We start from the raw sequence: 25,519 nt of genomic DNA on the forward strand, positions 1-25,519 counted from the left end.
GACAATTTTTGATATGAAATAATGCATACTATATATATAATTCGGCAAATTTTTCATACAATTCATCTCACATACAATAATAGATTAGGAGTGTTATAGATGAATTATAGAAAATTTGCTAGTGCTTTCGTTACGTTCGGTCTCCTTTGTCCTTTATCAACAAAAGCTATTCATGCCCAAGAATTAGATAAAAATGAAGTCAAAGTTGAAATTGCTCAGCCTGGTTTAACAATTGGAAAATTAACAGAACCTCAAAATGATACGAAAGAAAATATTGCGAAAAAGTATTTAAAAGGTGAGGTAAACGGGGCTAAAGCTCAACAAGAACAAGTCACTACTGAAAAAAATGTAGATTTCCAACCTACAAATAAAGAAACCAAAGAAAATCAAACCGAAGTTCGCCTTGCACAAACATATAAAAACTATAAAGTATATGGCCAAGATCTCATTGTAAAAGTAGATAAAAATGGAGTGATCACAACTGTTAGTGGTAAAGTTGTTCAAAATTTAAATCAACAACCTAATCTTACTATAACAAATTTTTTGTCGAAAAATGAAGTAAAATCTAAATTACGCGATATAGTTCAAATTCCAAGTGATGCAGTTGAGACAGAATTCTCTAGCGAAACCGTTGTTTATAAGAAAAAAGATGGCTATTATACATTCGCAACTGTTATTACATTTACTTATGAAAACAATGAACAAATTATAAACGGCAATGCTATCGTTGATTTAAAAACTGGCGAAGTACTTTTCCAAGAAAAATTCATTAAAAACAAAGAGAATAAGACTATAAATCAAGTAACATCACCTAGATTATCCCCTGCAAGTGAGCAAGGAACTGGGAAAAATGCACTTCAAGAAAACATCTCTTTCAATATTGCCAAAGGAACTGATGGGAAGTTTTATTTAGCAGATTTATCACGCGGAAATGGTATTTATATTTATAATGCAAACTACGCCGATTCTCTCGGAGGATATAGTCAAGCTGGTTATCCAGGGACACTAATTTCAAGTAGCAATCCTAATTTTGCAGATAAAGAAGCCGCGGGCGCTATGAAGAACATGAGTGATATTTACGATTACTTTAAGAAAGAACATAATCTAAAAAGTTACGACAATAAAGATTCAAAAGTTGTTGCTAGTGTACACGGTTTTGATTCTACTGAAGTTAGTGATGGTGTAAAAGAAGACTATGTAAATGCATTTTGGCATCCCGCTTGGAACCAAATGGTATTTGGTGATGGTTTAGACGGAAAACTAACATCCGCTCTTGATGTAACAGCTCATGAATTTGGACATGCTGTATTCAGTGGCACGACGAAAAATAAAGTCGTGAGATATCCAAGCGCTGAAACATCTGCACTAAACGAGGGATTAGCGGATTTCTGGGGTACACAAATCGAATATTACGTAAAGAAAGATAAAGGAAACTGGATTATGGGCGATACATTAGGTGGCCTAACAATTCGTGATATCCCAAGGGAAGTTGGTGACGGCGGTCATAAACTATATACAAATTTACAAGATTTCTATAACGATGGTAATAATCAAGAATCACACGTGAATTCTGGTATTATCAGTCACGTATTATATCAATTAGCTGAAGGTAAAACATATAACGATGTTGCTGTTCAAAAACAAGGAAATGAAAAAGTAAGTAAAGTTGTTATGCGTGCATTGCAAAATTATGCAACTTCCGCTGAAGACTTTGAATCACTTCAATCTCATATCGTACAAGCTGCAAAAGATTTATATGGCACTGCCGTATCAAATGAATTTGCAAAGGCATTTGAAGCACACGGTTACAAACCGTTACAAAAAGTAAATCAAGTAATAGAAGTACAATAATTATAAAAAGAAGGTTACCTCTCATAGGTAACCTTCTTTTTATATCCAACCCTTTTCTTCCGCAATTGTAATTGCCTCAATTCTATTTTTCGCATCAAGCTTCGCTAATACTTCAGAAATATAATTACGTACTGTACCCGGCGAAAGATAAAGTGCCTTCGCAATTTCGTTTGCCGTCTTTCCTTCTTTCGCAAGCAACAGTACTTCCTTTTCGCGATCTGACAACGGATTTTGCTCCTGCCATAAGCCAAACATTAAATCTTGGGAGACCTCTCGTTTCCCCTTCATTACATTACGAATTGCTGCCGCTAAATCTTCACTTGGGCTATCCTTTAATAAATAGCCGTGCACACCAGCTTTCATTGCTCTTTCAAAATATCCCGGCCGTGCAAATGTTGTTAAAATCATTACTTTGCATGATGATTTTTCTTTCTTTAAAGTCTCAGCGACATCCAATCCACTTTGAATCGGCATTTCAATATCCATAATACTTACATCTGGCTTTAACGATTCAATTAATTTTAACGCCTCTTCCCCGTTCGCAGCTTGCCCAATTACTTCGATATCATCTTCTAGATCAAGCAGGGCCCCTAATGCACCACGAAGCATCCGCTGGTCTTCTGCAATAATAATTCGAATCATGCCCTCACCTCATCTTTTCCTGTTCTAATAACAACTGGAACTTTTACCGTTAATAACGTCCCTGGATTGATTGTACCTAGTTCAACAAATCCATCAATAAGAGCAATTCGTTCTTTCATGCCGCGAATACCATTTCCATCATGATTTTGATCTGTTAAACCGATTCCGTTATCTTCTACTTTCAAAATCAGTTCACCTTGTGATTCTAATACAGAAACTGCGCACCGCGTTGCCTTACTATGTTTTACAACATTTGTAACGGCCTCACGTAAACACATCCCGACAATATTTTGTTCAATTGGTGATAACGAGCTCGATCTTGCTTCTTGCCTCACTTCTAATTCAATATTAGCTGCTTGTAAGATCGCTTTTATTTGCTCTAGCTCTTCTTCTACCGTAATCATACGCATATCAGAAATTAATTCTCTCAGCTGTTTTAAAGCTGTACGAGAAGTTTGTGTAATTTCCTTAGCTTCCGCACTTGCACGCTCTGGATTTTTCACAATTAACTTCTCAACGAGCTGGCTTTTTAAAGTAATAAGAGATAAGGTATGCCCTAATGTGTCATGAAGATCTCTTGCAATTCGCTGCCGTTCTTCACGTTTTACTAAATCTTTAATTTGCTCGTTCGCCTCATCTAATTGATTTCTTAACATCTTTTTCTGATTAAAATTACGCATACCAAATGGCGTAAGAAGCATTAAAATAAACATAGGAACGATATTTACTAAACTTGTAGTTGTTATTTGATTCATATTTACAAATAAAAATGCTCCAAGCATTATAACTAACGAGCATAACAGCACTCGAAATACTTTCTTATTTGGTGCAAACCCCATCGCACTTGCTGTGAAAAAGCCAAAAAATATCATAAAAGGATTATAAAATAAAGCAAATAAAAAGATGAGTATCATTTGAATGCATGCCCATAAAATAAACGTCTTCTGAACAAAATATAGCTGACGGTATGTGATAATAAAAAGTATCAACATACCGCTTCCTAGCACAAGCTTCCATCCTGATGCTTGTGCTAAATGATAAATTGGAAATAATAAATACACAAGCCACATGTACGGAAAAAATCCCATATGTTTCGGAAAAATCTCAATCCTCTTCTTCTCTATCATTTATACCGCTTCCTGTCTTTTTCTTATATATATTGATACTACAACAAATATAAGGAAATAACCTCCTAATACCGCGATATTTTCCCATCCAATTGATTTTCCAGCTACAATATCCCACGCACCACTTCCGAAATGGTATGTCGGTGTCCATTCACCAATCGTTCTTAATATTTTTGGGAATACTTCAATCGGCATCCACAACCCGCCAACTATAGCTAAACTCATATTTAAAATATTTGCTAAGCCAGCAGCTGCGTCCGCCTTCTTAATGGAACCTATTACTGTTCCTAACGCTAAAAATGGTGTTACCCCTAACAATAACCATAACCCCGCACCTATCCATTGCCCTACCGTTAACTCAACATGATTAATTAGTATCCCTGCAATAAAAATAACTAATATTGAAAAAGCATTTACTACTGTTTGAGCGATAATTTTTGCTGTTAAATATGCTCCCTCTGGAAGTGGTGTAATTTTTAGAAGATGTGTCCATCCTTGCCCTCTTTCCTGAGAAAGTCTCACACCAAAACTAAAGAGTGCAGTCCCTACAATACTGAAAGTTGCCATCGAAATTAAATAATGTGCTTTCCACGCATCTCCGTTTTGTGGTACTTGAACAACATTTGTGAAAATGTAGTAAAACATAACAGGCATTAATAATGAGAAAAAGATAAATAATTTATTGCGGAATGTACGTAAAATTTCTATTTTGCACTGCATCCATAACGCTCTCATGCGATTTCCTCCTTCTGATTTGCAACGAATTGTTCAAATGCCTCATCAAGACTTCCACGTTCAACTGAAACATCTGTTACAGGTAAACTCCTTTGATAAATGGCTTTTAAAGTTGCATCCGTATCCTCCGTTGTTAAAATGAAGCATCCTTCGTTTGACTTTACTTCTGTTACATTTGGTAATTCCTTTAGTAATTTTATAGGAATGCTTTCCTTTGAGTAAAATGTGATTGTTTTTCTTGAAATTGTTGCTTTCATTTCGTCTGGTGTACCATCTACGATAATCTTTCCGTTCGCAAATAATAAGATACGATTTGCTAAAGCATCTGCTTCTTCTAAATAATGCGTCGTTAAAATAATCGTTTTTCCTTCACTTGCTAACTTTCGAATCGTTTCCCAAAACGTTCTTCGAGACGTAATATCCATTCCGACTGTCGGCTCATCTAAAAATAACAAATCTGGATTTCCCGCAAGTGCAAGCGCAAAGTTTAACCTTCTTTTTTGCCCACCTGATAACTTCTCACATCTTTGCTTTCGCTCTGATTCTAAATTTGATAACTGCAGTAACGTTTCTTTCGCTATAGGATTCGTATAATAACTACGGAATAACTCAATTGCCTCTTCCACCGTAATACTATCAATGACACTTACTTCTTGCAGCATCGCACCGAGGCTATTACGAACATCTCTATGCTTTGGACTCTTTCCAAATATAAAGACCTTACCTTCTGTTGGGTCCTTTAATCCAAGCATCATCGACATCGTCGTTGTTTTCCCCGCACCATTCGGACCAAGTAACGCTACTATTTCCCCTTTATTTACATGAAATGAAACATTATTTACTGCGTTTTTATGTTTAATTGTTTTAGAAACACCATTTACTTCAATAATCTTTTCCATCTCTCCACCCCCGCTGTTTCTTATATTTACATTGTATTACTTGGAAAACTTAGGAAACAGTATGATGCGTCATGACATCGATATGACAATTGTCATGTATTCTTTATGAGGGGAATCAACCCGCATACCGCAAGCGAGTAGCAGGACGAAAATAAACATGATACAATCGGATAAGATATATATTCGAGGAAGGACAGTGGTTTTCATGATTATTCGTAATGAACAAGATTTAGAAGGCTTACGAAAAATCGGCCGCATCGTTGCGCTTGCACGTGAAGAAATGAAAAAACAAGCGAAGCCAGGTATGACAACGAAAGAGCTTGATTTGATCGGTAAAAAAGTATTAGATGAGCATGGTGCTATTTCTGCACCTGAAAAAGAATATGATTTCCCAGGTGTAACTTGCATTAGTGTAAATGAGGAAGTTGCTCATGGTATTCCAGGAGATCGCGTATTAAAAGAAGGCGACTTAGTAAACGTCGATGTATCTGCTGCACTTGATGGCTATTATGCAGATACAGGTATCTCATTTGTTCTTGGAGAAGACGAAGCAAAAGAAAAGCTTTGCCAAGCAGCGGTTGATGCATTTTGGGCAGCAATGAAAAAGGTTAGAGCTGGCTCAAAACAAAATCAAATTGGTCGTGCTGTTTCAAACTTCGCACATAAAAGTGGATACAATGTTATTCAAAACTTAACTGGTCACGGCATTGGTCTTAGCTTACATGAAGCACCAAATCACATTTTAAGTTACTATGATCCAATGGATAATGCGCTTCTAAAAGACGGTCTTGTTATCGCTGTAGAACCGTTCATCTCTATGAAAGCTGATCATATTATTGAACGTGGTGACGACGGTTGGACATTCGTTACACCTGATAAAAGTCTTGTTGCACAATGTGAACATACTGTTGTCGTAACACGCGGCGAGCCAATAATCTTAACAGAAATCTAATACCAAAAACGGCTGTTTTGTAGATTTATTCCACATAAAACAGCCGTTTTTATTTTTGGGAAAATATGTGAACCATTGTTGAACTCTTTATCATTTAAGTATATAATCTTTAGCAGAGGTTACTTAAGCTTATCTTTACTAAAAAGATATTGTAACTAAGGAGTAAAACACCTTCTTTCTTATTGTTTAAACAGGCTCAAAAATGACCGTAGTAACGTGTTAGTCGAATATTCTGTAATCCTTATATTTATCTAACAATGTAAGAAACTATCACCTTTCAACTTCGGTCCACTAGTCGCACAACTCTCTTTAGACAAAATAAATGACTATTTTCAAAGTACATATTGTCTTCATTCTGACCAAAACCAACCCTATCTAGATTTTTATTTCCACATAACTTTAAGGCAAAAATAAGCCTTCACAAAGGGATACACTACCTTGGTTAGTATGTATCGTAAAACTTACCTTTATAACCATTCTTTTTTACTAGATATACATGAAAACTATCTCACATATAAAGGTCTGATATCATTATTTATATCAGTATTTTTTTCGACATTTTTTGTCGAATTGTGTATATTTCCATAGAACTGTGTAAATATACATTTTGTTTTACGTTAAATAATATTGCTTTGAACATAATTCTGTTTGTCTGAGAACGCGTATAGAAACGGAGGGATAACAAAAATAAATAGCTTATAACAAATACTTTTAATATTCCATTTGTTCATGTGGAATAAGTCCCCAATGGACAAATGAATGTTCAGAGGAGGAAAAATGAAAAAACTTTTTAATGTATGTTTAATTGTATTCGTACTATTTTCGCAACTTGCTAGTTTTCCATACAATCAAGTAAGAGCGGAAACCTTAACAGGAGATTCCTTATTTGACACTGTTGAAATGAAAGATGCAACGAATCATATTATTGACGAATCAAAAAATCCTAACAATTTAATAAAGATAGGATCAACCATTCAAGTAGAATACGCTTGGTCAATAAAAGATCAACAAGTTGCACACGCAAATGATACAGCAGTAGTTCAAATACCACTTGCATTAAAAGTATCTAAAGATTTGCAAGGGGATTTAGTAACAGATCAAAAAAATATTGGTCAATATTTTATAACAGCTAAAGATAATAAATTAAAATTAATATTTAATGATCAAGTAGAAAATTTGAAAGACGCTAAAGGAAAAATTAAAGTTGATACCGTGTTTAACTCAACTTTAAAACCTGGGGAAAAATCAGTTCAAATCGCTTTTCCTTTAGGAACAATGGTTCAGCCTATATCAGTTCCTGTTCAAGTAGAAAACTCTAAAGAAGATGGCACCAAACAGGATACTAATAAACAAGCGCAAGATCCAGTAGCTAAACCTGTTACTGACAATCCGGAGCAAGATCCAGCAACTAAAACTGTTACTGATAATCCGGAACAAAACCCAGCAGCTAAAACTGCCACTGATAATCCGGAACAAAACCCAGCAACTAAAACTGTTACCGATAATCCGGAACAAAACCCAGCAGCTAAAACTGCCACTGATAATCCGGAACAAAACCCAGCAGCTAAAATTGCTACTGACAATCCAGAACAAAAGCTATCAAGCGACCCTGCTGAGAATACAAATTCAGGTCCAAAGCAAATAACAACAAACATTTTAACCAGTGTAAAGTTGACGGATAAAGACGGAAAACCATTTACAGAGGATAACCGTCCAAGTACAGATTCCCCTGCCAATATTGAGTTTACATGGGAACTTTTAAAATCAATGAATGTGAAAAATGGAGATTACTATATTTTTGATCTTCCTAAACATTTTAAGATTTACAATACAATTAACAGTCCTTTATATGATAGTGAAAACCATCAAATTGGTAATTTTACTGTTACAAAAGATGGAAAAGTCACGATGACATTCAACGATTATGTTGAAGAGCATCCAGATGTTGCTGGTAACCTACAATTAAAGACAGAATTTAATAAAGCTGAAATTAAAGGTACAACAACACAAGAAATTCCTTTCCCGATTAAAGATAAGGATGTTTCTATTACAGTTGACTTTAAGCCTAATGTACAAACAGCTACGAATAAAAAGGGTTTACCTGATAGACCAATTAATACAAATGAAATTAATTGGAAAGTAGAGATGAACAAAACGAAAGACCCCCTTAAAAACGCTGTTTTTAAAGATAACATTCCACAAGGTACAAGCTTAAATAAAGATTCTATTAAAGTTTATTATTTAGAAGTTGATGTTAATGGGAATGTAACGCGTGGTGCAGAAGCTGAGCCAACAGATTACAATATTATTTCATCAGATGGCTCAAAATTGGAGATTGCTTTCAAAGATTCTATCAATAAAGCATATCAAATCGAATATGCCACAAAAATTACTGATGAAAATATTAAAAGTTTCCGAAATAACGTTACGATAACGAGTGATAATCAAAAGCAACAAAACGCAAGTTCTACTGTAACGGTTTCTCGTGGTACACACTTAAATAAAACAAGTAAATATGATCCAAAGACGCAAACAATTGAGTGGACAATTACTTACAATGGTGATCAAAGAGAGATCAAAAAAGCTGATGCGATTTTAAAAGATATTTTTGACGATACACACGAACTAGATGCAAATTCTATTGTTGTAAAAAACGCTTCATATAATGAAAAAGGAACGCTTGTAACAGGAGACGCTGTTAATAATTACACTGTAAATAACAAGAAGAATGGATTCGATTTACAGTTTAATGATGATATTAATAGTGCTTATGTGATTACCTATAAAACCAAGCCAACTAATAAAGTTATAGAAGATGGAAAAGTAAAAAATAAAGTTACAGCTGATAATGATTCAAGTAAAGAAAATGAAGCTAGCTTCAAGCAGCAAAATATTATTAAATCTAATAATAAAGCTGAAACAAATTATAAAGACAAAACAACAACTTGGACAATTATAGTAAATAATAACAACTATCCATTAAGCAACGCGATTATTACGGACACCTTTGATCATGGTGGATTACAATTAAAAGATAAGAAACTAGAAATTAAAGACGGAAATTATACCCTTCAAGCTGGGACTGACTATGTTTTAGATGTAACAGATAAAGGCTTCAAAATTACTCTTATAGGTACGTATCAGTCTAATATGACAAAGACATTAGTCGTAAAATATACGACAGACTTTGATTATACAAAGCTAGAAAGTGGTAAAACTTCATTTAAAAATACAGGTAACCTTTCTTGGATAGATACGGATTCTAATCCACAATCAAATAAAGTTGAAGCTAATTTCGATCCTGATACTTTCACAAAGGCAAATGGTTATAAATACGGTTCTTATAACGCCCAAACGAAGGAAATTACTTGGATAATAGGCTTTAACTATAATAATGTTGAGATTAAAGATCCTTATGTTATAGACGTAATACAAGATAAACAAAAATTAGTGCCTGGATCCATTGAAGTGCGCGATATGATTCTAAATGGAAATCCTGATAATGCACAACCTGGTAATGCTGTACCAACTGAGAAATATGAACTTGAAGAACCTACAGAGAAAAATAAAAACACCCTAAAGGTTCATTTCAAACAATCAATTAATTCACCTTACTATATTATCTTTAAAACAAGCCTTGATGGTGAACTTATCCAAGGCACCTACAAAAACGAGGCAGATTTAAAAGATGGCTCTAAAATCGTAAACACCCTTACAGGTGACACTCAAGTAAATAAAGGTGGCAGCTTCGTTACTAAAAAAGCTGTGCAAGACGACAACTATATTAATTGGAGTATCGCAATTAACGAAAGCCAATCAACCATTGCAGATGCCGTTGTAACAGATGATCCAACCGAAAATCAGGTAATTGTGGAAGATTCATTCCACTTATATCCTACAACTGTTGATCCATATGGAAATTTAACAAAAGATACAGTAAACGAATTAAAAGAAGGAACAGACTATAAACTCAAAATAACAACAGACAATAATACCGGAAAGCAACATTTCGAAATTGCCTTCTTGAAAAAAATTGATCGAGCTTATATTTTAGAATATCGCTCACTTATTAATGCAGACGATAAAGAAAAAGTAAGTAATAAAGCGAAAATCACAGGCAATAAGTTGACAGTTAAAAACACAGAAACTACTGAAACGATTGAAGTGAGAATGTCTTCTGGTTCAGGCGGAGGATCTGCTACTAAAGGCCGTGGAAACCTTGAAATTATAAAGGTAGATAACGACAATAAGAACGCACTATTAGCTGGGGCAGAATTTACTTTATACGATCGTACAGGTAAAACTGTTATCCGTAAAATTACAACAGACAAAGACGGTATCGCTAAATTTAATAATTTAAAACGCGATAAATATTTATTAAAAGAAACAAAGGCTCCTGAAGGCTATGTAATTAGCTGGGATTTAAAACAAGGGAAAATTGTTGAACTTGGTACACAAGAGACTACAACATATAAACTTGCAAATAAGAAGTTTGTCGGTAAAGTAGTTTTAACAAAGTCTGATGACCTGAATAAAAACGTCACACTGCAAGGTGCCGTTTTCACACTACTTGATAAAGACAAAAAAATAATTTCAGAACACGAAAAATTAACAACAAATAATCAAGGACAAATTACTGTAGATAATTTAAAACCAGGAACTTACTACTTACAAGAAACAACTGCTCCTGAGCATTATAAATTAGACAGTACACCTATACAATTCACAATCAAAGAAGATCAAACAACAGTAATAAACCGAACTGCAACAAACAGTTTGATTCCAGGATCGGCCATTTTAACAAAATTCGATAAAGATGGAAAAACTTTAGCAGGTGCGGAGTTCAGTGTACGCGATCGATATAACAAAGTAATTCGTGGATATGAAAAATTAACGACAAATGATCAAGGACAAATCGAAGCAAAAGATTTACGCCCTGGAGACTATCAATTTGTCGAAGAAAAAGCACCTAAAGATTACGACATAGATAAAAAACCAATTGAGTTTACAATTATAAAAAGTCAAAAGAAAGCACTTACTGTTACAGCGACAAATCACCTCATTAAAGGTGGTGTCACTTTAACGAAAGTCGATGATGTCGATGGCACTGCCCTTGAAGGTGCTGTATTTAAAATTGTCGATGCGAATGACGAGAAACAAGTAATTCGTGAAAATATAAAAACAGGTTCAGATGGAAAAGTTACCGTTAAAGATTTAGAGCCTGGTGCTTATAAATTTATCGAAACAGAAGCTCCTAAGGATTATACGTTAAGTACAAACCCTATCGAGTTTACAATTGATAAAAGCCAACAAGCTCTTGCTACTGTTACGGCAAATAACAGCTTAAAAACGGGCGAGGTTGAATTATTAAAAGTTGATGAGTTTGGTGAGAAAAAACCACTAGAAGGTGCTGTATTCAAACTTGTCGATACAAATAATAATGACGTTTCCCCTCACACTAACTTAACTACTGATAAACACGGTAAAGTTAAAGTTAGTAACCTACGTCCTGGTACGTATAAATTTATTGAAATAGCTGCTCCTGAACATTACGTTTTACGAGCAGAACCTATTGAATTTACAATCGATAGAAGTCAGAAAGAAACTCTACTTGTGAAAGCTGAAAATGCTTTAAAACCAGGAGATGTTGAATTAACAAAAGTTGATGATATCGATGGTACAGCTCTTGAAGGTGCTGTATTTAAAATTGTTGATGCAAATGATGAAAAGAAAGTTATTCGCGAAAATGTAAAAACTGGTGCGGATGGTAAAGCTATCGCTACTGGCTTACGCCCTGGCGATTATAAATTTATCGAAGTAACAGCACCGAAGTATTACGACAAAAATACAAAACCAATTAAATTTACGATTACAGAAAGTCAAACAACTCAGGCTACTGTTACCGCTAAAAACAGCTTAACAAAAGGCGGTATTGAGTTAACAAAAGTGAATGCTGCAGATGAAAAGGAAACACTTGAAGGTGCAGTATTTAAAATCGTTAATAGAGATACTAATGAAGATGTTCGTACGGACCTTGTTACGAATAGTAAAGGAATGCTAGTTGTAGATGACTTACGTCCTGGTAACTATAAGCTTATCGAAACAAAGGCTCCAACTTATTACGATGTAAATGTAGAACCAATTGAATTTACAATCGAAAAAGGACAACAAAAACTCCTTCCACTTACATTTAAAAATAGTTTAACGAAAGGAAAAGTTAAACTTATTAAAGAAGATGATGTGGAAAGTAGTAAAGCTCTTGCCGGCGCTGTATTCACATTGCAAGATGCAACTGGCAAAGAAATTATGAAAGATTTAACAACAGATGATTACGGAGTATTAGTTATTCCTGATTTAGCACCAGGGGATTATCAATTTATCGAAACAAAAGCCCCTGAACATTATAAATTAGACAAAACACCTATTAAGTTCACAATTAAAAAAGGTAGTAAGGAAGATCTTCCTGTCCCTGTTACTGTAAAAAATAGTTTACTTACAGGTGGCGTCACTTTAACAAAAGTTGATGATGTTGATGGCACTATTCTTGAAGGTGCAGAATTTATAATCGTTGACGCTCATGATACTAAAAAGGTAATTCGCAAAGGTTTAACGACTGATAAAAACGGTAAAATTTCTGCTTCTGATTTACGTCCTGGAGACTATCAATTTATTGAAGTAAAAGCTCCAAAAGACTATACCTTAAGCAAAGACCCTATTCCGTTCACTATCGAAAAAAGTCAAAAAGAGAATATTACTGTTACTGCTACTAACAGTTTAAAGAAAGGTGCAGTAACATTAACAAAAATTGACGACATCGATCGTACGATGCTCGAAGGTGCAATCTTTAAGATTGTTAATATGAATGGTAAGGAAGTTCATACGAATCTTGTTACAGATAAAAACGGTAAAATTTCTGTTTCTGATTTACGCCCTGGAGACTATCAGTTCATTGAAACAAAAGCTCCTGAGCACTATGTATTAGATGAAACAACGATTCCATTTACAATTGAAAGAAGTCAAACGAAAGAAATCAATGTTACAGGCAAAAATGCTTTGAAAAACGGTAGCGTTGAACTAACAAAGATTGACGATATTGATATAAATACAAAACTTGCTAACGCCGTATTTAATTTATTAGATGCAGACGGAGAGCTAGTTAAAGAAGACTTAAAAACAAATGATGAAGGTAAAATTGTTGTTGAAAACCTACGTCCTGGTACGTATCAATTCGTTGAAACAATTGCTCCTGAACATTACGATTTAGATAAAAAACCTATCGTATTTACAATTAAAAAGAGCCAAACTGAAACTCTTCATGTCACTGCTACAAATGCTTTAACAAAGGGTGCAGTTAAACTTTCTAAAGTTGATGATTTTGATGGCACTGTTCTTAAAGATGCAGTATTTAAAATTGTTAATATGAATGGTGATGTAGTTCATAAAGACCTTGTTACAAATGAACAAGGAATAATCGAAATTAACGACCTACGTCCTGGTGATTACCAATTTATCGAAACGAAAGCTCCGAAGCATTACGTTTTAGATGAAACACCAATCAAATTCACTATTGAAAAAGGACAGAAGAAAGCTATTTCTTTAACTGCTACAAATAGCTTAAAACAAGGTAGTATCGAATTACTTAAAGTTGATGATTTAAACACTCAAACAAAACTTGCCGATGCGGTATTTAATTTACTAGATCAAGATGGCAAAGTACTTAAAACAGATTTAAAAACAAACAGTGAAGGTAAAATCGTTATCGAAAACTTACGTCCTGGTACGTACCAATTCGTTGAAATAACGGCTCCTGAACACTATGATTTAGACAAAAAACCAATTATATTTACAATTGAAAAAAGCCAAAAAGATATTGCTACCGTTACTATGAAAAATAGTTTAACAAAAGGCGGCGTGGAACTTTCTAAAGTGGATGACGTCGATGGCACTACTCTTGAAGGCGCAGTATTTAAAATTGTGGATATGAATGGTACTGTAATTCGCAAAAATCTTGTTACGAATCAACAAGGTAAAATTAGCGTTTCTGACCTACGTCCTGGTGATTATCAATTCATCGAGACAACGGCTCCGAAACACTACGATTTAAGCAAAGAGCCAATTCCATTCACAATTACAAAGAGCCAAGCTGATCCTATCTCCGTTACAGCTACAAATAGCTTAACGAAAGGCGCTGTGGAACTTTCTAAAGTGGATGATGTAGATGGTACTGCTCTTAAAGATGCGGTATTTAAAATTACTGATCTGAATGGTAAAGACATTCGTACTGAGCTTACAACAGATGTACACGGAAAAATTTCTGTTTCTGATTTACGTCCTGGGGACTATCAGTTTGTTGAAACGAAAGCTCCTGAACACTATAAATTAGATAGTACACCTATTAAGTTTACAATTAAGAAAAGCCAAAAAGAAAAGCTCCAAGTTACTGCTACAAATAGCTTAACTGAAGGTGCTGTAGAATTAGTAAAAGTGGATGATATAAATCCAGATACAAAACTTTCTGATGCAGTGTTTAACATCATCGATGCGAAAGGTAAAATTGTTCGCACTGATTTAACTACTGATAAAGATGGTAAGATTACTGCTACGAACTTACGCCCAGGAGACTATCAATTCATTGAAACGAAAGCTCCGAAAGATTACGATTTAAATAAAACACCTATTAGCTTCACTATCGAAAGAAGTCAACTAACTCACGCTTCTGTTACTGCTAAGAATGGCCTAACAAAAGGTGGCGTGGAATTAACGAAAGTTGACTCTATAGATAAGAAAGAAATGCTAGAAGGTGCGGTATTTAAAATTACTGATCTGAACGGTAACGACATTCGTACGAATTTAGTTACCAATAAAGACGGAAAAATCATCGCTAAAGACTTACAACCAGGAGACTATCAATTTATTGAAACAAAAGCTCCTAAACATTACGACTTAAATGAAGAACCAATTAAGTTCACAATCGAAAGAAGTCAAACAAAGCATGTCTTCGTTACAGCTATTAATACCTTAACGGAAGGTAGTGTTGAGTTAATTAAAGTTGATGATGCCAAGCAAAACACAACACTTGAAGGTGCAGTATTTAAAATTGTTAATAAGGATGGACACGATGTTCGTACCGATTTAACTACTGATAAAAACGGCCGTTTAGTTGTGGATGAATTACCGCCAGGAGACTATGAGTTTATCGAAACGAAAGCTCCTGAACACTATGACTTAAACAAAACACCTATTAAGTTCACAGTTAAAAAAGGACAAGAAAAAATCGCCTCTGTTACTGCTACTAACAGCTTAACTAAAGGCGCAGTTGAATTAACTAAAGTTGATGACATCGATGGTACTACTCTTGAAGGAGCAATCTTTAAAATTGTAGATATGGACGGCAAGGATGTTCGTTCTGATTTAACTACTGATAAAGATGGGAAGATTTCTGTTTCTGATTTACGTCCGGGAGATTATCAGTTCATTGAAACGAAAGCTCCAACTGGCTATGATTTAAACATTAAACCAATTCCTTTCACAATTACGAAAGGACAATCTCAGATTACCTCTGTTACAGCTTTAAATAGTTTAACAACAGGTTCAATTGAGTTAACTAAAGTTGATATTGATCACCATGGAACACTTGAAGGTGCCATTTTCAATATTTTAGACCAAGATGGAAAAATCATCCGAGAAGGTTTAAAAACAGACCAACACGGAAAAGTAATCGTAAATGATTTGAAACCTGGTAATTATCAATTAGTAGAAACACAGGCTCCTAAAGGCTATCAATTAGATGCATCACCAATAAACTTTACAATTGATAAAGCCCAAGCTACACCACTACAAATTACAGTTTCAAATAAAAAGATTGAATCTTCGTCAGGTGGAGATGACAAGCCAGTCACTCCTCCAAATAAAGAAGAAAACAAAGGCAATGAAACATCTGAGAAACACGAAAACGGAACTTCCGAAGAAACATCGAATAAAACAGATAACAAACAGCAAGATGATCGAAATACGGATAAACACCTTCCAAATACAGGTCATAAAGAAGACCCTACACAAACAGTAGGTATCCTTCTTCTACTAGCTGGATTATTAAGTATTTTGGCTACAAAACGCAAAAAAAATTATTAATAATTTTTTCACATCCAATCAATCTCTCAATTGATTGGATGTTTTTTTATACAAAAAGGACGATACATAAAGTATCGTCCTTTTAACGGGGTGAGGCTGCCCAAAAGTACGGAAAACCTTTGAACAGCCTCTTATTTTCATATGGATGCCTTACATATATCACTGATAATAATTATGAAATGCGGAAACATAATTACCATCAACTGATTCAAACATGAGAAATGAAACCCTACAGTGGTTCCATTTCTCTACATAATCTAAAGTTTGGGTACACTAGATTCATGCAATGTAGGAGCTTTCAGAGTAGAAAGCGAACCTTCGTTTAAAATGATAGCATACATATCTTCCTCAAAAATATGCAAATATGCATATATTGTTTTTATTTCTCAATGTCAGAATATTGAAAAACAAAAGACTCGAAGGTAAAATAAAGTCATTATCCGTCTTCTTTTGTCAGTCACAGAGAATAGAAGAATAGGAGAGGAAAAAATGAGAAAATCATTGAAACAAAAAATAGTAAGCTCTTTGCTTGCTGTATCACTCGCTGTTAGCTTAGCTCCAATTGGGCAAGCAAAAGCGGATTCCACGTCAGAGGTTACACAAACTCCATCTATTACAAAACAGATTGATCCAAACCGCGCGATTGAACATGTTCGTTTCTTATCTGAAACAATTGGTCCTCGCCCCGGTGGAACAAAATCCGAAGAATGGGCTTCTCGTTACATTGGTATGCAGCTTAAATCAATGGGCTATGACGTAGAATATCAACCATTTCAGGTGCCCGATCAATACGTTGGATTCATTGAATCACCACTATCAACAAAACGTAATTGGCAAGCTGGTGCTGCTCCTAATGCACTCATTTCTACAGAAGCTGTTACAGCTCCCCTTATCTTTGTTCAAGGTGGGACAAAATTAGAAGATATTCCAAATGAAGTAAACGGTAAAATTGTTTTATTTGAAAGAGGAACGACAGTTACAGACTATAATAAACAAGTTGAAAATGCTGTTAGCAAAGGTGCAAAAGGTGTTCTTTTATACAGTTTAATTGGCGGACGCGGAAATTATGGACAAACCTTCAATCCCCGCCTAACGAAAAAGCAGTCTATCCCTGTCTTTGGTCTTGCTTATGCGCAAGGAAATGCATTTAAAGAAGAAATCGCTAAAAAAGGGACAACAATTCTTTCCCTAAAAGCGAGACATGAATCTAAATTAACATCTCTAAATGTTATCGCCAAAAAGAAACCAAAAAAGAGTACAGGTAATGAGAAAGCAGTCGTTGTAAGCTCGCACTATGATAGTGTTGTCGGAGCACCTGGCGCAAATGATAATGCTTCTGGAACTGGATTAGTATTAGAACTAGCTCGTGCTTTTCAAAATGTAGAAACTGATAAAGAAATTCGCTTTATTACCTTTGGTTCTGAAGAAACTGGATTACTTGGTTCGGATTATTACGTGAATAGTCTATCCCAGAAAGAACGCGACCGTATTTTAGGTGTCTTTAACGCCGACATGGTTGCAACAAATTATGATAAAGCAAAGAATTTATACGCTATGACACCTGATGGCTCTACAAACTTTGTAACAGACGCTGCCTTGCAAGCAGGTAAACAACTAAATAATGACCTCGTCCTACAAGGTAAATTCGGTTCTAGTGATCATGTTCCATTTGCTGAAGCTGGTATTCCTGCTGCTCTATTCATTTGGATGGGTGTCGATAGTTGGAATCCATTAATCTATCATATTGAGAAGGTATACCATACACCTCAAGATAACGTATTAGAAAACATTTCACCTGAACGAATGAGAATGGCATTAGACGTTATCGGAACAGGAGTTTATAACTCGCTTCAAAAACCTGTTCTTCAAACTGAACAGAAAGCTGCTTAATCATTTAAAAGACCACTGATTTTATCAGTGGTCTTTTATTGAGAAAAAATATATATGCATAAAAGCATATTTTATCCTACCCATTATCGTATACAATATTAACTGTAACAACACTGATTACAACTAATAAGGAGGCTTTTTCTATTATGAAAAAAATGATTTTAGCAGGTGCATTAACTTTAGCAGGAATTACTGGAGCTACTGCGTTTATTCCTGAAACAAAAGTCGCTGCTGCCGCTCAAGAACAAAGCTTTACAAAATTTTATTCTTTGCAAACTGGAGGTAGTTCTGAACAAGAACCTATTTTCCTTCAAAAAGGACAAGAACTAACAATTCATCCTAACAGCAAAACTCCTAGTTACAGTGTTTATGACTCAAATCATAACCTAATTGGACGTTATTCTGATGGTTACGGCCGAATTTTTACTGCAAAAACAGATGGAAATATGTATGTTCAATTTCATGCACCTTACGTTTACTATAGTCCTGTTAGTTTTTCTGTTACTTATACTATTCAATAAAAAAGAGGTCCTTTATAGGGCCCCTTTTATTTCTCTTGCCAATTCACTTTTACGAATCCATCTTTCACTTTTAATCCACTTATATTCAATACATACTCTTCATTTGCTTTTAAAGTAACTGTAAAACTACCTTTTTTCGATTCACAGATTTCCTTTAACTCCTTTATCCACATAAGAAAGTTGGTGACTTGATGAAAAAACCTTTATCCACGTCTCTTGAAAAATATCTTCCGCATCTTCTTTCGTTTTCGCTAACTTATAGCATAAGGAATATATTTGCTTCTTATATATATATCAATTAATTCTTCTACCTTTTCTTCCATCATAAGCCTCCTGTCATTTATATAAGACGACGCAAATTCCCTTTTTGTTTGATAAAATTTTATTTTTTTATTATCTCCACATAAAAAGGCAATCACAACATCGTGTGATTGCCTTTTATTTAAAAACGAAAGTCCGCTTCCGCTTTTCTTTATTGTCCAGCTCCAGCGGCTAGAATACTCGGTGGCTTCGCGCCTTCCTCCGAGGCAAAGTACGCCTCTCTGTCAGGAGCTCCATCCCCCTCCTATTCTAAACGAGCCGCTTCCGCTTTTCTTTATTACATTTTTTCTGGTGCAGATACTCCTACGATTGCTAATGCATTTTGAAGTGTAGTGCGTACTGCTTTCATTAACTCGTAACGAGCTTTACTTAATTCTAAATTATCTTGGTTTAATACTTTTTCTGCATTGTAGAAGCTGTGTAATGTTGCTGCTAATTCAAATGCATAGTTTGTAATACGGTGTGGTAGACGTTTTTGTGCTGCATCCGCAACTACCGCTGGGAATTCACCAAGTTTTTTCAGTAACTCTACTTCTTTTTCAGAAGTAACAAGTTTGTAGTTCACATCTCCGCCTGTAGCTAATCCTAATTCTTCACCTTGGCGAAGGATGCTGCATACGCGAGCGTGAGCGTATTGTGCATAGTATACTGGGTTTTCATTAGATTTTGATACAGCTAAGTCCATATCGAAGTCTAAATGAGAGTCACCGCTACGCATTGCGAAGAAGTAACGCATTGCGTCCACGCCTACTTCTTCCATAAGCTCACGAAGTGTAACTGCTTTACCCGTACGCTTACTCATCTTCATTTTTTCACCATTTTGGTATAGTTGTACCATTTGGATGATTTCTACTTCAAGCGTGTCTTTATCGTAACCAAGTGCTTGAATAGCAGCTTTCATACGTGGAATATAACCGTGATGGTCAGCACCCCAAATGTTAATTAACTTATCGAAACCACGCTCTAATTTATCACGATGATACGCGATATCTGGCGTTAAGTATGTGTAAGAACCATCATTTTTAATTAATACACGGTTTTTATCGTCACCGTAAGTCATTGAACGGAACCAAGTTGCACCGTCTTCTTCAAAGATCTCGTCGCGCTCTTTTAATACAGCAAGTGCTTGATCAATTTTCCCGTTTTTGTATAATGATGTTTCTGAGAACCATACATCAAATTTAACGCGGAAGCTTTCTAAGTCTTTTTGAAGTTTTGCTAATTCATATTTTAAACCGTACTCACGGTAGAATTCATAGCTTTCTTTTTCATCAGCTTTCGCATAACGATCACCGAATTCTTCTGCTAAACGTTTACCAATTCCAATGATATCCGCACCATGGTATCCGTCTTCTGGCATTTCTTTTTCTAAGCCTAAAGCTTGCATGTAACGAGCTTCAACAGAAAGAGCTAAGTTATGAATTTGGTTACCAGCGTCATTAATGTAGTACTCACGAGATACATCGTATCCTGCTTTTGCTAATAGGTTACATAAAGTGTCACCTACTGCCGCACCTCGTGCATGTCCTAAGTGAAGGTCACCTGTTGGATTCGCAGATACGAACTCAACTTGTACTTTTTCACCTTTACCAGTATTCGTTTCACCGTAAGCTTCACCAGCGTTTACGATTGTTGGAATTAAATCTGTTAAGTAGCTATTATCCATATAGAAGTTAATAAAACCAGGACCAGCGATTTCGATTTTTTCAATAGAAGCTTTTGCTTTATCGAAGTTTGCAACTAGTTCTTCTGCAATCATACGAGGTGCTTTTTTCGCAACGCGTGCAAGTTGCATTGCCATATTTGTAGAGAAGTCACCATTTGTTTTATCTTTTGGAGATTCTAATACAACGTTTGGAATCTGTTCTTCTGTCGCTAATTCTGCCTTTAATACAGCAGCCTGAATTTCTTCTTTAATCAATCCTTTTACCTGTTCTAAGGAATTCATTATTTTGCCTCCTTCAAATTAATTGTAATAGTATATCTGCCAGCTTCTTGTTCACTTAGAAGCAATGCGTACGTTAAGAAGAGTTGTCCTTTTTTCTTTTCATCCGACCATTTAAAAAGAACGTTATCAGTCTTTGTTTGCAATGCAAACGTACCAAGTTCACTCGTATACGTACCAGTTGTCCATTCACCTTTCACATGCGTCTGACGCATAGAAACAGCACCTGAACGCATAATGAGAACTTGTTCATCTTGAATTTTAATAATTGTTTTCACTTCGCCTTGTTCGTTCGGCTCCTGGAATGTTACATATGTACCTTGACCTTTTACATAGTATTGACCATTTGCTTCAAAAGCAACGGTTTCCTTCCTCGCCCCTTCACGGATTTCTGTTACGAAATGAACGTGTACCGGCAAGCCTGCAAGTTGTTTCTCCACGTCTTGCACACCTTTCAAATGTTATAGATATTAAATACTACTTATAATAAATCACTTTTCCTATCATATCAAAAAAAGACTCTGTCTGTCTGCTGAAAAATCAGGAAAACTCCATTTCAAAAAATAATTCACTTCTACTTTATTTCATATGATAAAATATTTTTTAAATCTAAATATTCTTTCAATTAAAGAGGTGAATGTAGTGATACCAACAAAGTTAAAAAAGGGTGCTGAAATACGAGTGATTTCACCATCGTGTAGTTTAAGTATTGTTTCAAATGAAAATAGAAAACTTGCTATAAAAAGATTAACTGACATGGGCTTTCAAGTTACATTCTCAAAATATGCTGATGAGATAGATCGATTTGCTTCCTCCTCTATTTCTTCCCGCATTCAAGACCTCCATGAAGCATTTCGAGACTCTAATGTAAAAGCTATTTTGACTACACTTGGCGGATACAACTCAAATGGTTTATTGAAACATCTCGATTATGATTTAATTCGTGAAAACCCGAAATTTTTCTGTGGTTATTCTGATATTACTGCCTTAAATAATGCAATTTACGCAAAAACAGGGCTTGTTACATATTCAGGACCCCATTTCTCTTCGTTTGGAATGGAGAAAGGGCTCGGGTATACAACCGATTACTTTTTAAAGTGCTTAACTTCTAATGAGCCTATTGAAGTCCTTCCATCTGAAACATGGAGCGATGATTCTTGGTATATAGATCAGGAAAATCGAGAATTTATTAAAAATGAAGGATATGTTTCAATTCAAGAAGGAGAAGCTACGGGAGATATTATCGGTGGCAATATGAGCACATTTAACTTACTGCAAGGTACACCATATATGCCAAATTTAAAGGAGAAAATTTTATTTATTGAAGAAGATAGTTTAACTGGAACATCTACTCTTAAAACTTTTGATCGTTATTTACATTCCCTTATGCAGCAGCAAGGTTTTGAATACATAAAGGGAATCGTTATAGGAAAGATGCAAAAAGGTGCAGAATGTACGATAGAAGACATTCAAGAAATGATTGCTTCAAAACCTGAACTTGCACATATCCCTATCATTGCAAACGCAAGTTTCGGGCATACAACCCCGATTTTCACTTTTCCAATTGGTGGACGTGCAAAAATTATTTCTCACAAAGAGAAGACATCTATCACTATTTTAACGTACTAAAAAAGGAGCGAATGAGTCGCTCCTTTTATGGTTTTTCTATTTTTTCCAACGCTTTTTGCGGAATGGATTCTTTCGGGATTTCAGCCCATCCTTTTCCTTGCATACCTTTTGCATAAATTTTTATAAACGCCCCCGTATGCAATTCACGGTTCATCATTCTTTTAATAACCTGTAACTTTCCATCTTCTGTATACCCTTTAAAAGTATACAAGTATTCTCCGTCTTTTTTCTCACCTTTATCTATAACCGCATAATAATCTTGTATTTCTTTATTTGAAAAGAAGTTGTCTACAAAAGCATGTACACCTTCTGTTTTTGTGTTCAAATAATACGCTGTTCCACCTAGAATAATGGCGAATACAGCTAAAACTTTAATTACCAATTTCATACATGAACCTCCTGTTTGCACTTCTTTCTCGCTAGTATTATATCTATACTTGTATTATACGGAAAAGAGCATACTATACTCTATCTAAAAGTCTTACACTTTCCTTACATTATTGTAAGGGATTTTTTCTTACAACCAGTTCCCAAGAAAAAATTTTTCCGTTTCATACACTTTTATATTATTATTGAATGATACGAATTTTTATTACAAAAATCAAAGGAGACAGTTTTCAAATGGCTATCTTGCAAGGTTTAGCACTATTACTTGTTGTACTTTGTCTATTTACACTTTTCAGTTACCGTGCGCCTTACGGAATGAAGGCGATGGGCGCTTTAGCTAATGCAGCAATTGCAAGTTTTCTTATTGAAGCATTTCACCGTTATATAGGTGGAGAAATGTTTCATAATGACTTTTTACAATCAGTAGGAGAAGCTTCCGGTAGTATGAGCGGTGTCGCAGCAGCGATTTTAGTCGCATTAGCAATCGGTGTTTCCCCCGTATATGCTGTTTTAATTGGTATCGCTACTAGTGGATTTGGTATTTTACCAGGATTTTTCGCTGGATACGTTTGTGCCTTCGTCGTGAAATTTCTCGAAAAGAAATTACCAGCTGGTGTGGAATTTTTAGCAATCCTATTTATCGCTGCACCAATCTCACGCGGAATGGCAATGCTTATGGATCCGCTCGTTAACGCCACACTTGGTAAAATCGGTTCTATGATTTCAGTTGCAACTACAGAAAGTCCTATCATTATGGGTATTATGCTTGGTGGATTAATAACAGTTATTTCTACCTCTCCACTGAGTTCTATGGCACTAACTGCAATGCTTGGATTAACAGGTTTACCAATGGCAATTGGTAGTCTGGCTGTAGCAGCTTCAGCCCCAATGAACTTTATTTTCTTTAAACGCTTAAAAATTTGTTCAAAGAAAGATACAATTGCTGTAGCAATCGAGCCTTTAACACAAGCCGATGTTGTTTCAGCAAATCCGATTCCAATTTATGCGACAAACTTCGTTGGCGGTGCACTTGCTGGTATTATTACCTCTCTGTTCCAGCTCGTTAATAATGCACCAGGAACAGCATCACCAATCCCAGGACTTCTTGTCTTATTCGGATTTAATGACGTTGTAAAAGTAACAATTGCTGCTATATTATGTGGAATCGTTACCACTATTGTCGGATACATCGGATCTATTGTGTTCCGTAAATATCCAATCCGCTCTGCTGATGAAATTCGCGGAGTTACTTCGGAAGAGAAGGTTGCATAAGAAAAAGAGCTATTCCCATCGTTTAGGAATAGCTCTTTTTTGTGTCGCGTAACAGTAAATGAAATTATATCGGCGGTTTTTTAATATATCAGCGCAACTCGAATTATATCGGCGATTTTTTTAATATATCGGCGCAACTCGAATTATATCAGCGATTTTTTTAATATATCGACTTACCGACACATAACAAAAAAATAAGAGCCCTCTAATCATATAGAGAGCTTTTAATTTATCTAGCTGCAGCGGCTAGAATGATCGGTGGCTTCGCTTCTTCCTTCGAGGCAAAAAGCGCCTTTTGCAGGAAAGAACCTTAGCCACCGGGCCTAAACAGTCGGCTTCACTTTTATTTCACCCAACCGAGCAGCATTTCCCGCACGAATTTGCTTGCTGCGACTGGTGTTTGATCACTATGGTCGTAGACTGGAGCTACTTCTACCAAGTCTGCTCCAACTACATTTATATTTGAATTTGCAATTGCTACGATGGAATCTAATAATTCTTTAGATGTGATACCGCCAGCTTCTAACGTTCCTGTTCCTGGAGCGTGAGCTGGGTCTAATACATCAATGTCGATTGTGACATAGACTGGGCGGCCAGCAAGTTTCGGTAATACTTCTTTTAACGGTTCTAATACGTCAAATTTGTATAAGTTCATACCTACTTCTTTCGCCCATTCAAATTCTTCCTTCATTCCAGAACGAATTCCGAAAGAATATACGTTTTCCGGACCAATTAAATCACACACTTTACGAATTGGTGTAGAGTGGGATAAAGGCTCCCCTTCATACGATTCACGTAAATCAGTATGAGCATCCATGTGGATGATTGCTAAATCCGGATATTTTTTTGCCATTGCCTTAAAAATTGGCCAAGACACTAGGTGCTCACCGCCGAGACCTAGTGGAAACTTATCGGCATCTAAAAGTTTTGATACATACTCTTCAATCATGTCTAAGCTGCGTTGTGCGTTTCCGAATGGTAATGGGATATCACCCGCATCAAAATATTTTACCTCTTCTAGTTCACGATCTAAATACGGGCTATATTCTTCAAGACCGATTGATACTTCACGAATACGTGCAGGGCCAAAACGAGATCCCGGACGGTAACTTACTGTCCAATCCATAGGCATCCCATAAATAACTACCTTTGACTCTTCAAAACTTGGATGACTTTTAATAAATACTTTACCTGAATAAGCTTCATCAAAACGCATA

The 25,519-nt window shown here is 35.5% G+C and carries 15 protein-coding genes and 2 pseudogenes; 7 read left to right on the forward strand and 10 right to left on the reverse strand.

What is annotated here, in order from left to right; all coding sequences use genetic code 11:
- Positions 1–99: 99 nt before the first annotated feature.
- A complete protein-coding gene (locus GD442_RS26125) occupies positions 100–1,851 on the forward strand; it encodes a M4 family metallopeptidase (protein WP_001109497.1) in 1,752 nt (583 codons plus the stop codon).
- A gap of 39 nt (positions 1,852–1,890) precedes the next feature.
- On the opposite strand, the gene GD442_RS26130 is transcribed toward GD442_RS26125, so the two are convergent.
- From GD442_RS26130 to GD442_RS26145, 4 genes are read right to left on the reverse strand one after another with little or no spacing between them, the layout of a single operon-like run.
- Positions 1,891–2,493, reverse strand: coding sequence for a response regulator transcription factor (locus GD442_RS26130; protein WP_000619259.1), 603 nt, complete (start codon positions 2,491–2,493; stop codon positions 1,891–1,893).
- Positions 2,490–3,620, reverse strand: a complete 1,131-nt coding sequence (locus GD442_RS26135; RefSeq protein ID WP_000570624.1) for a sensor histidine kinase — start codon at positions 3,618–3,620, stop codon at positions 2,490–2,492. The genes GD442_RS26130 and GD442_RS26135 overlap by 4 nt, the downstream gene beginning before the upstream one ends.
- The gene (locus tag GD442_RS26140) at positions 3,621–4,355 is read right to left on the reverse strand and encodes an ABC transporter permease (protein WP_001202431.1); all 735 of its coding nucleotides are present in this window, start codon (positions 4,353–4,355) and stop codon (positions 3,621–3,623) included. It abuts the gene before it with no gap.
- Positions 4,352–5,254, reverse strand: coding sequence for an ABC transporter ATP-binding protein (locus GD442_RS26145; RefSeq protein ID WP_000411137.1), 903 nt, complete (start codon positions 5,252–5,254; stop codon positions 4,352–4,354). The genes GD442_RS26140 and GD442_RS26145 overlap by 4 nt, the downstream gene beginning before the upstream one ends.
- Positions 5,255–5,411: 157 nt before the next feature.
- On the opposite strand from GD442_RS26145, the gene map reads away from it, so the two are divergent.
- The 4 genes from map to GD442_RS26165 all read left to right on the forward strand — a co-directional run bounded on the left by map (position 5,412) and on the right by GD442_RS26165 (position 18,748).
- Positions 5,412–6,206, forward strand: coding sequence for a type I methionyl aminopeptidase (map, locus tag GD442_RS26150; protein ID WP_003313889.1), 795 nt, complete (start codon positions 5,412–5,414; stop codon positions 6,204–6,206).
- A 777-nt stretch (positions 6,207–6,983) separates the two neighbouring features.
- Complete coding sequence (locus GD442_RS26155; protein WP_159365231.1) at positions 6,984–16,337, forward strand: SpaA isopeptide-forming pilin-related protein; 9,354 nt, start codon at positions 6,984–6,986, stop codon at positions 16,335–16,337.
- Positions 16,338–16,826: 489 nt separating this feature from the next.
- Entirely contained in the window at positions 16,827–18,227 is a 1,401-nt protein-coding gene (locus GD442_RS26160; RefSeq protein ID WP_001232217.1) for a M28 family metallopeptidase, read from the forward strand.
- A gap of 146 nt (positions 18,228–18,373) precedes the next feature.
- Complete coding sequence (locus tag GD442_RS26165) at positions 18,374–18,748, forward strand: hypothetical protein (RefSeq protein ID WP_000738221.1); 375 nt, start codon at positions 18,374–18,376, stop codon at positions 18,746–18,748.
- A gap of 26 nt (positions 18,749–18,774) precedes the next feature.
- Here GD442_RS26165 and GD442_RS26170 read toward each other — a convergent pair.
- The 4 genes and pseudogenes from GD442_RS26170 to GD442_RS26185 all read right to left on the reverse strand — a co-directional run.
- Positions 18,775–18,915: pseudogene (locus tag GD442_RS26170) on the reverse strand (anti-sigma factor); the annotation flags it as partial.
- Positions 18,914–19,134, reverse strand: a pseudogene (locus tag GD442_RS26175) (sigma factor); the annotation flags it as partial. The pseudogenes GD442_RS26175 and GD442_RS26170, both read right to left, overlap by 2 nt.
- Positions 19,135–19,346: 212 nt before the next feature.
- Positions 19,347–21,017: an arginine--tRNA ligase gene (gene argS / locus GD442_RS26180; RefSeq protein WP_001086454.1), complete on the reverse strand. Its 1,671-nt coding sequence runs from the start codon at positions 21,015–21,017 to the stop codon at positions 19,347–19,349.
- On the reverse strand, positions 21,017–21,454 hold the full coding sequence (locus GD442_RS26185; protein ID WP_000414867.1) for a YwiB family protein: 438 nt from the start codon (positions 21,452–21,454) through the stop codon (positions 21,017–21,019). The genes argS and GD442_RS26185 overlap by 1 nt, the downstream gene beginning before the upstream one ends.
- Positions 21,455–21,656: 202 nt before the next feature.
- Between GD442_RS26185 and GD442_RS26190 the strand changes: the two genes are divergently transcribed.
- Positions 21,657–22,643 carry a S66 family peptidase gene (locus tag GD442_RS26190; protein ID WP_000613225.1) on the forward strand — a complete coding sequence of 329 codons (987 nt, stop codon included), beginning with the start codon at positions 21,657–21,659 and terminating at the stop codon, positions 22,641–22,643.
- A gap of 25 nt (positions 22,644–22,668) precedes the next feature.
- Here GD442_RS26190 and GD442_RS26195 read toward each other — a convergent pair whose 3' ends face one another.
- Positions 22,669–23,031: a YxeA family protein gene (locus tag GD442_RS26195; protein ID WP_000779921.1), complete on the reverse strand. Its 363-nt coding sequence runs from the start codon at positions 23,029–23,031 to the stop codon at positions 22,669–22,671.
- Positions 23,032–23,264: 233 nt separating this feature from the next.
- Between GD442_RS26195 and GD442_RS26200 the strand changes: the two genes are divergently transcribed.
- Positions 23,265–24,302: a PTS sugar transporter subunit IIC gene (locus GD442_RS26200; protein WP_000996319.1), complete on the forward strand. Its 1,038-nt coding sequence runs from the start codon at positions 23,265–23,267 to the stop codon at positions 24,300–24,302.
- A 343-nt stretch (positions 24,303–24,645) separates the two neighbouring features.
- On the opposite strand, the gene speB is transcribed toward GD442_RS26200, so the two are convergent.
- Positions 24,646–25,518: an agmatinase gene (gene speB / locus GD442_RS26205; protein WP_001209831.1), complete on the reverse strand. Its 873-nt coding sequence runs from the start codon at positions 25,516–25,518 to the stop codon at positions 24,646–24,648.
- Between the last annotated feature and the right edge of the window lies 1 nt (position 25,519).

The organism is Bacillus sp. A260 (genome assembly GCF_009861435.1).
GTDB classification, from domain to species: domain Bacteria; phylum Bacillota; class Bacilli; order Bacillales; family Bacillaceae_G; genus Bacillus_A; species Bacillus_A cereus.